Annotated in this window: 7 protein-coding genes and 2 pseudogenes; 3 read left to right on the forward strand and 6 right to left on the reverse strand. The window is 59.1% G+C overall.

Going from position 1 to position 8,760, the window contains the following annotated elements:
• Nucleotides 1-387: 387 nt before the first annotated feature.
• Nucleotides 388-951, reverse strand: a complete 564-nt coding sequence (locus tag DMX10_RS31155; protein ID WP_043244186.1) for a helix-turn-helix domain-containing protein — start codon at nucleotides 949-951, stop codon at nucleotides 388-390.
• Nucleotides 952-1,114: 163 nt separating this feature from the next.
• Here DMX10_RS31155 and DMX10_RS31160 point away from each other — a divergent pair, with 163 nt between their 5' ends.
• On the forward strand, nucleotides 1,115-2,329 hold the full coding sequence (locus tag DMX10_RS31160) for a Xaa-Pro peptidase family protein (RefSeq protein WP_111264725.1): 1,215 nt from the start codon (nucleotides 1,115-1,117) through the stop codon (nucleotides 2,327-2,329).
• 357 nt (nucleotides 2,330-2,686) lie between these two features.
• On the opposite strand, the gene DMX10_RS32705 is transcribed toward DMX10_RS31160, so the two are convergent.
• The 4 genes and pseudogenes from DMX10_RS32705 to DMX10_RS33820 all read right to left on the reverse strand — a co-directional run.
• A complete protein-coding gene (locus tag DMX10_RS32705) occupies nucleotides 2,687-3,268 on the reverse strand; it encodes a hypothetical protein (RefSeq protein ID WP_146603099.1) in 582 nt (193 codons plus the stop codon).
• Nucleotides 3,265-6,105 (reverse strand): RHS repeat-associated core domain-containing protein, encoded by a 2,841-nt coding sequence (locus DMX10_RS31165; protein WP_218281352.1) that lies wholly within the window; start codon nucleotides 6,103-6,105, stop codon nucleotides 3,265-3,267. Before DMX10_RS31165 ends, DMX10_RS32705 begins: the two co-directional genes overlap by 4 nt.
• Nucleotides 6,106-6,118: 13 nt before the next feature.
• Nucleotides 6,119-6,520 (reverse strand): RHS repeat domain-containing protein, encoded by a 402-nt coding sequence (locus DMX10_RS31170; RefSeq protein ID WP_111264726.1) that lies wholly within the window; start codon nucleotides 6,518-6,520, stop codon nucleotides 6,119-6,121.
• A 507-nt stretch (nucleotides 6,521-7,027) separates the two neighbouring features.
• Nucleotides 7,028-7,576, reverse strand: a pseudogene (locus tag DMX10_RS33820) (DUF6531 domain-containing protein); the annotation flags it as partial.
• Here DMX10_RS33820 and DMX10_RS32710 point away from each other — a divergent pair.
• Both DMX10_RS32710 and DMX10_RS31175 read left to right on the forward strand, forming a co-directional pair.
• The gene (locus DMX10_RS32710) at nucleotides 7,575-7,772 is read left to right on the forward strand and encodes a hypothetical protein (RefSeq protein WP_146603100.1); all 198 of its coding nucleotides are present in this window, start codon (nucleotides 7,575-7,577) and stop codon (nucleotides 7,770-7,772) included. The pseudogene DMX10_RS33820 and the gene DMX10_RS32710 overlap by 2 nt on opposite strands.
• A gap of 278 nt (nucleotides 7,773-8,050) precedes the next feature.
• Nucleotides 8,051-8,216: pseudogene (locus DMX10_RS31175) on the forward strand (aminopeptidase P family protein); the annotation flags it as partial.
• 114 nt (nucleotides 8,217-8,330) lie between these two features.
• Here DMX10_RS31175 and DMX10_RS31180 read toward each other — a convergent pair.
• On the reverse strand, nucleotides 8,331-8,760 hold a 430-nt coding region (locus DMX10_RS31180; protein ID WP_256604888.1), incomplete at its 5' end, for an ABC transporter substrate-binding protein.

Raw genomic sequence — 8,760 nt, forward strand, 5'->3', positions numbered from 1 at the left:
TGGTGGACATGGGGGTGCCTATAGGGAAGCTCTTGGAGCGCTTCTTGGAGCCTCCCATCAACATCACTACACCGCCTTCGGAAGCCGGTTAGAAGTTCCCTTCATCAACCGGCTATTCCGAATACCCTTCTTTTTCTGAGGGCGTCACGTGCGTCGCGGCCTTTTGGACCGAGCACATGGATCGGTACACCCCGCTGCATTCCGGTTCCCTGGTCGGGTGAGCCGGCCCTTTGCAGCGGTAAGGGCGTTGCCATGGGTCCATCCCCGGCAATCAGCCGAGGCCGAAATTAAGTCATGCTGAAATTTCGGTCAATAGAAATTAAGCGCGACTAACATTGGCGCGTCACAGGGCTGTGCATTCAGGCTGGCAGGCGGTGGCGGGAGGGCTCAGGAGGCGCTGTGATCGTCGAACAGCGGCATGGTGGTGACGGTCAGGACCTCGGCCATCTCGCTGCCGGCATTGGCCAGGCAGTGGGTCTTGCCTGCATCGAAGTGCACCGAATCGCCGGCGCTCAGAGGATATTGCCGACCCTCGATCGTGTAGATGATCTGCCCGGAAAGCACGTAGGCGAACTCCGAGCCCTCGTGGGCGATGAGTTCCGACTGGTAGCCCACCGGCATGTTCATCTTCACCGCGTTGAGCAGGTTGCCGGGGAACGAGGTGGACAGGCGCTCGTAGGCCAGCGGCTGGCCCTCGATGGTGTAGCGCACGCGCTCGCCCTGGTGCGAGTCGGGCTGCGGCTGCGGCGGTTGGTCGAACAGCACGTTGAGCGGGACATTGAGGGATTTGGCGATGTTCGCCAGCGACGAGATCGACACGCCAGTGAGATTGCGCTCCGCCTGGGAGAGGAAACTGGCGGTGAGGCCGGACTCGCTCGCGACCTCGTTCAGGGTCTTCTTGGCGGCGCGTCTGTAACGGCGCAAGCGTTCTCCGATGCGATCTACGGACATGGCGAGGGCTCTTGTTGGAAGGCGGCCAGTATAACGGCGCGGGGCCCGCGTGAAAGCGTCGCTCGCTGCGGGCTGATTTTAAGTGGGACTGAAAATTTGTTTTGACCTCTATTTAAGCCTCACTTAAATTTCGCCGCAATTGTCGGACAAAGAGGTTCCAGTGATGACCAGGGGTGTAGGCGGCAGTACGCCGGAACAGGCGCTCGCCGGATTGCGTGACATGACCGCCGGGAGCGGCCCCATCGAACTGGCCGAATACAGGGCCCGGATCGATCGCGCCCAGGCTTTCATGCAGGAGCAGGGCATCGCCGCCCTGTACCTCAATGCGGGCAGCAACCTGCGCTATTTCACCGGCGTGCAGTGGCACCCGAGCGAACGCCTGGTGGGCGCGCTGCTGCCGGCCAGCGGCGAGCTGGAATACATCGCCCCGGCCTTCGAGGAAGGCACGGTGCGCGACTTCCAGGTGGTCCCGGGCGTGATCCGCACCTGGCAGGAACACGAGAATCCCTACCGCCTGCTGCTGGACAGGCTCGCCGGCTTGAAGCTCGCCAGCGACGCCCGGGTGGCGCTGTGCCCGAGCCTGCCCTTCTTCATGTTCGACGGCATCCGTCGTGAAGGCAGCGCCTACGACTTCATCGACGGCGCCCGGGTGACCGGCCACTGCCGCCAGCGCAAGTCGGCTGCCGAGATCGCCCTGATGCAACGGGCCAAGGACATGACCCTCGAAGTGCACAAGGCCGCCGCCAGCATCCTGCGCGCCGGCATCAGCACCACCGAGGTCGAGGAGTTCATCCACCAGGCGCACCGTCGCGTCGGTGCCACGGGTTCCTACTTCTGCATCGTGCTGTTCGGCCCCGCCAGCGCCTTCCCCCACGGCGTGCGCGAGCCGCAGGTGCTCAAGGACGGCGACATGGTGCTGGTCGACACCGGCTGCAAGCTCCACGGCTACATCTCCGACATCACCCGCAGCTACGTCTTCGGCACTCCCAGCGAACGCCAGCGCACCTTCTGGAACTTCGAAAGGGCCGCGCAGCTGGAGGCCTTCGAGGCCGCCCGCCTCGGCGCCCCCTGCGAATCGGTGGACGCCGCCGCCCGCCGCTCCCTGGAAGCCAACGGCCTGGGCCCGGACTACCAGCTCCCCGGCCTGCCGCACCGCACCGGCCACGGCATCGGCCTGGACATCCACGAAGGTCCCTACCTGGTGCGCGGCGACGCCACGCCCCTGGAGCCGGGGATGTGCTTCTCCAACGAGCCGATGATCTGCGTGCCAGGCGAATTCGGCATCCGCCTGGAAGACCACTTCTACATGGCCGAAGACGGCCCGCGCTGGTTCACCCAGCCCAGCCACTCCATCGACGACCCGTTCGGGTTGGAATGATCCAGAAGAGCCCACTCGGAGAGGGCTTCTTCTGTTCTGCGATGTGGTCGTACGGTGCTGAGGGCATTAGGCTTTTGTGCGGTAACGCCACTATCTCGATCAACTGGCAAGAACCACGTGAGCGACTTGCGTGGTCTTGGTCAGTGCTTCGAGCTAATAGTTCTCAAGGAAAGGGTGGCAGACCGCGAAAGCCGTCGCGTGCGATCTGCCTTAGAACAGGAGTATTCTGAAAGCTGCATTTGAAAAATGTTGTTTCTCACCCTGCCCCTGCAGCGTACCTCCATTCGTCAGCTACGACATCTTAATGCCGGCCACGGAGTTGGTCGTGGCCGGAGTATGTCGAGAACACGATTGCAGTTATTGATATTGCACTCTGTTTTTTATGGATTGGCTCAAGGATTTGAGTTCTCTGAGTTCTTCTTTAGCTAGGTTTTCTTGAACGCTAGAAAGTAATTTTTCATATCGATCTAGATCGGATTTAGTTGGGGTTTTCTGATTTGATATGAATTTTAAGTATTCGCTCAGTACCGGGTAAGGATGCTCTGTGTTTGAGGTTTTTTTCACTAGTTCAAATAATGTTTCGTTTAGCGAATTTAATTGATATTTTTCTGCTATATGAATAGTTGCGATGGTTGCTGTGGGATCACCACTCTCCGCGGACTTCAACGCGCTAGTAAGCCCGTAGTCAGTTTCGTTGTCATTCTCTAGAAGTTGAAGGAATATTTTATTTAACTCTATATTGCCTTGAAGAGATGCGCGTCTAGCAACTGATTTCGCTTCTTGCTTCTGATTGCACTCAAGTAAAACCATTACGGTATTAATGTCGTTGCCCTTAGTGGAAGCAGGGCAGCTTGGTGCATATGCTTGGGTGGCTTGGTTTTGGCTGGTGCACGATGCCAAGATTAATGCTAGAGGTATTATAAAAATTTTAATGTTCATTTGAAGTCTCTCCATGCTCCAGGCTGAGAGTAATCTGGTTTGGCAGGGTTTGAAGACGGGATGGAGCGGTAAGGGGTTCTGTCTAGCCAGTAGGTTGTTTTGCCGTTTGTTTGTGTATTGTACATCCACCAAATTTTCTCTGTAGGCCCGCTTGTTTTCTGACCCCAGATCTTAGAAAATTTTTCAGCAAATGAGTTGTTTCCCTGTGCAACTTCGCATGATTTGAAAACTATCTGCATGTTGGGGGTGCAGCCTTGGCGTATTAGCTCGGATTTCAATCCGTACATGGAGGCCGGGTCGCTTGTATATATTTTGCCATTCCTGTCATCGCTGATCATGTTAGGGAAACCATGAGCATATATTACGCATGAGGTAGGGTCGTCCGCGTCCGCAAGTGCGCCGTTATAAGGAATTTTTTGTCTCGGATTTGCACTGTTTGGATCGAAGAAAATTACTTTCTGCAAGCCTGATGGGTCTGCAAAGATAATCGGATTGCCCTCAACATACCCGTACGTATTCAACCCCCCATCCAAGCCAATCGGATCACTCTCCACATACCTTCCGGTCTCCGGATCGTAATCCCTGAAGTAGTTGTAGTAGAGCGCACTGTGCGCATCGGCGACTTGCCCCGGGAAGCGCAGGATCACATCGATATTGCCGCCATAGGTGTTGGGTTGCCCCACACCGAATGCATCGCTCTGCCAGCTCCACACCAGGTTGCCGCCCTGGTTGGTGGCCAGACGGGGGGTGTTGAGGTGGTCGCTGTGCAGGTAGGTGAGGGTGGTGCTGGCGATGGTGGTGCCGGCGGCGTCGTAGCTCAGGTCGATCTGGGCGATGGGCAGGCTGTCGAGCCAGACGTAGTAGCTGGCTTTGCTCTTCTTGCCGCTGCTGGTGTAACGCACCTGGCCGAGCACCTGGCCGTCGGGGCCGTAGAGGTAGGTGTAGGGCGTGTGGGCGCTGCCTTGCTGCACATCTTTGAGCACGCGCTGGCCGAGGGCGTTGTAGGCGTAGCTGGCGATGGGCGTGCCGGCGTCATCGGTGACGGCGTTGAGGCGGCCCTGGTCGTCGTAGGTGTAGCGACGGCTCTGGCTGTAGCGGGTGTAGTTGCCGGCGGCATCGGCTTCGACGGCGTAGCTGGTGCTGCGCTGGCTGAGGCGGTTGCTGTCGGGGGCGTAGTGCAGGGTCTGCTTGGCGGTCTGCGCTTCGCTGCCGTTGCTGGTGGCGTAGGTGGTGCGCGAACTGCGGTTGCCGGTGGCGTCGTAGGCGTAGGCCTTGCGGCTGGCGGCGGCCTTTTCCTCGGTCAGGCGATCGAGGGCGTCGTACTGGTAGTCGAGGCTGCCGAACAGGCTGTGGGCGTGGGCGGTGATGTTGCCGTTGGCGTCGTGGCTGTAGCTGCTCTGCCAGTTGCCGACCTGCTGGGCGGTGAGCTGGTAGTCCTGGTCGTAGGTGCGGCTGAGTACGATGCCGTTGTTCCAGGTGAGGCTCTTGAGCGGCCCGAAGGGGGCGTAGCCGATGTTGCTGGCGAGGCTGGTGGGGGTAGCGCTGCCGACGGCAAAGCCGACCTGGCTGACCTGGCCGGCGGCGTTGCGGCTGTAGTGGATGCTGAAGCCGGCCGGGTAGTCGATGCGGATGAGGTTGTTGGCGGCGTCGTAGGCGTAGCCGAGGGTGTCGTACTGGTCGACATCGAGCACAGCGACGGAGCGCAGCTGCTCGATGAGGTTGCCGCGCTCGTCGTACTTGTAGCCGAGCACGCCGCTGGCGTCCTGCACCGCCGTGAGGCGGCCGATGCCCTTGTTGCCGTTGGCGGTCATGTCGTAGTGGTACTGGACGTTGAGCGCGGGGGTGGCGGGGTACTGACGGCCGGTGAGGCGATCAAGGGCGTCGTAGCTGTAGGTGGTGACGATGCCGCGGGCGTCGGTTTTGCGGATGACGTTGCCGGCAGCATCGTGCCCGTAGGTGGTGGTGCCGGTGTCGGGGCTGATGAGTTGGGTGAGGTTGCCGAGGCCATCGTATTCGTAGCGGGTGGTGACGCCGCGCGGATCGACGACCTGGGTGAGGTTGTCCTGGGCGTCGTAGCCGAGACTGGTGACTTTGTTCAGCGGGTCGGTGCTGGAGACCAGGCGGTCGAGGGCGTCATAGGCCTTTGTGTGGCTGAACTGGCGCGGGTTGGTGTCGGTGGTGGGGTTGTCGTTGAGGTCGTACTGCCGGCTGTGGGTCTGGCCACCCGCGCCGACCGAGCGCAGCAGGCGGCCGAGCTCGTCATACACCCACTGTTGCTGCTGGGTGAGGTTGTTGGAGGCGTCCTTGATGCGCTGGGCGGTGCGGTTGCCCATGGCGTCGAGATCGAACTCGACCTGCTCGCCGAGGTTGTTGGTGATCTTGGTCAGGCGCCGGGCATCGTCCCAGGTGTAGGCGAGCCAACTGCCGTCGCCCCGGGTGACCTTGGTGATCTGGCCGATGGCGTCGTGCTCGAAGGCGGTGCTGCCGCCGCTGACGCTGACCGAGGCGAGCCAGCCCTGCGGGGTGTAGGTGAGGGCGGTGGTGACGCCGTTGGGGTCGATGACGGTCTGCGGGTTGCCGAAGCTGTCGAAGCTGGACAGCTGGGTGATGTGGCCAAGGGCGTTGGTGACGCTGGTGAGGTGGCCCTGGGCGTCGTAGGCGTAGCGGGTGATGTCCTGGACATCGGTGCGCGGGCCATCGGCGGTTTCGATCTGGCCGCTGGCGGTGTAGGTGTAGCTCCAGTTGCGCGGGGTGGCCTGGAGGCTGGCGGCGACGAGGGTGCCGGCCAGGGCGAGCGTGAGGACGCTCAAGCGGTGGTACAGGGGTTTCATGGGCAAGTCCTTGTGCAGATCAGCGCGGGCTGACGCTCTGGCTGAGTTGGCGTCCTTGGTCGTCGTAGCTGTAGGTGGTGATGCGGTCGGGCTCGGTCACGGTGGCCGGCAGGAACAGGGTCGGGTGCCAGGTGGTGGTGACGGTACGCGCCTGGGACGTGCCAAAGGCTTCGGTGCGGGACACTTCGAGGCCACGGTCGTTGTAGTCGAAGGTGGTGACGTTGCCCTTGTTGTCGGTACGGGTCTTTACCAGGCCACGGTCGTCGTAGGTGAAGCTGGAATTGCTGTTGGGGCAGTTGGCCGAGGGCTCGCCTTCGATGGCGGTGATGCGCCGTATGCCCTGGATGGTCTGGAAGCGGTAGGTGGTGCGCTTGCCGAGGACGTTGGTGACGGTGGAGGAACCGTCGGCGTTGTAGCTCACCAGGGTGCGCTGGGCGCCGCCGGCATGCTCGCTGGAGATGGCGCGGCCCTGGTCGTCGTAGGCCCAGGTGGCGTAGCGGATGCCGCGCTCGTCGGTGATGCCGGTGAGGAGGTTGAAGAGAGCCCCTGTACTGTAGTGATAGATGCGAGTACTTGTGGTTTCTGGATATATATAGTTTGCCGACTCCAGTTGATGTGCAACGTTGTATGAATAATTAATGGTTAGCGTGTCGTTTGTAACTCTTGTGGGTTGCAGGAGCTCATCTTCGCTGATATGAAGTGAGTTGCCGTTGTCGTCTTTTATTTTGATTCCTGCCCAGTAGTGTTCGAGTGTTATTTTTTGCTTGTTTCGTTTTATGTGGGAAAGTCGGCCATTTGCATCGAATTCGTAAATGATGCTCTGTGGTGAGATATATTTCCATGTGCTGTTGTTGTGTGACAATGTTCCCAGCTCCAAGGGCGCAGCTTCTAGAGTGCCGTTGATAATGGGTATTGTGGACTCGCGTCCATCATCGAAAACGATAGTCACTTTGCTTTCAAAGACTCTCAATCTCATGGAGTAGTTGTGCCTCCATAGGCCATCCATGCTGTTATAGGATCTCCTGAATTCAAGCGGTCCCTCAATGTCTATCTCTGCTTGGAATTTATTTCCGCTTGAGATATCAATTGGGTTTCCTTTTTTTGTGCTTGGGCAGGTGAGCTGGGGTGGTGGTTCGCCTTTTGATAAGGCTGCACGTTCACATTCACCATTTTCTGAGTTGTATGTTGCTGCGAGAGGGCAGGAGTCCCCTACTCTAGTGGCAGTACCTATCCAGCCCTCTTCGTAGTTAAGATTGCCATTTGATGGGTTTACATTTTTTGCTATGCAGTAAAAGTAGCCAGGGTGGCTGGTTTTTACTACCTTAACGAACTGATAGCTATTGTATAGGTCTTGGGATGTGGCCAGTTTGTGGTGTCTAATGCAGGCAGCTTCAGGGGACGAAAAATAAGGGGGTGCACTGTTTATCGCCCATTGGTAGGTTTCTGCGTAAGTGAGTGCTGGAAAACAAAGTAACATGCTGATCGACCAAAGAAGAAATTTGGTACGTTGGTTATTTGTGTCAGTTGGGAGCAAGAAGATTCTCCTATCACTTGAATGGCGCGATCTGTTGGCTGAGCTGGCGCCCTTTGTCGTTATTGGTCCAGATGGAGTTGTGGGTACAGCGTTCTTCAGTGATGCCGGTGAGCCAGGTACGATCCTGATGTCGTCGTAATGATCACTGTGTTCAATGGCCTGGCTACTGGATGCCCTTGTCACCTTTATGAGGTGGCTAAAGTTGTCATGGCCATAGCTGATGTCGAGGACTTCACCCTGCAAACGAAGAGGTTGATGCTCATTGTTTTCCGTGAGCAGGATGAGGGGGGGCAGGTACCTGTGCATTCGGCAATCCATTGTCGTAGGAGGCAGGGCATCCATCCCTGTGGAGAGGCAGTCAACCAGCATCGGGGCCATATTGCGAGCCTGGAATTCGATTTCGTGATCGTTTTCCCTGCCTTGCGCCGTTCCCTGGAGGCTAACGGCCTAGGCCCGAACTACCAGCTCCCTGCCCTACCGCACCGGTCACGGCATCCGCCTGGAATACCACTTCTATATGGCCAAAGACGGCCCGCGCGGGTTCACCCAGCCGAGTTCCTCCATCGCCGACCCGTTTGGGTTGGCGTGGCCGTGGTGGTGGGCTGAAGCCCACCCTACGAAGGGCTTCGCGAGCAGAGCTCGCTCCTACGGCCCAGGCACAGGGCGGGTGAAACCCGTGAATCCTCTGCCCTTATCGCTACGGCTTCGCCTTCAACCGCGTGGTCGCAAAGTTATTCGAGCCCAGCGGGCTCATGCGGAAGCCTTCCACCTCGGGGGTGAGGACGTTGAACAGCCTGGGGTGGGCGAGGGGGATCCAGGGGGCTTGCTCGTGGAAGATCGCCAGGGCCTGGCGGTAGAGCTGGGCGCGTGTTTCCCGGTCGTTCTCTGCGCGGGCCTGGCGGATCAGTTCGTCGAACTTCGTGTCGCACCAGCCGGCCTGGTTCTCCCCTGATTGCGCGGCGGCGCAGGAGAGGTTGGGGGTGAGGAAGTTGTCCGGGTCGCCGTTGTCGCCCACCCAGCCCATGAACACCAGGTCGTGCTCGCCGTTCTTGGCGCGCTTGATCAGTTCGCCCCATTCGAAGACGCGGATGTCCGCCTGGATGCCGACGGCAGCGAGGTCGGCCTGG

The organism is Pseudomonas sp. 57B-090624 (assembly GCF_003234055.1).
GTDB lineage: Bacteria > Pseudomonadota > Gammaproteobacteria > Pseudomonadales > Pseudomonadaceae > Metapseudomonas > Metapseudomonas tohonis.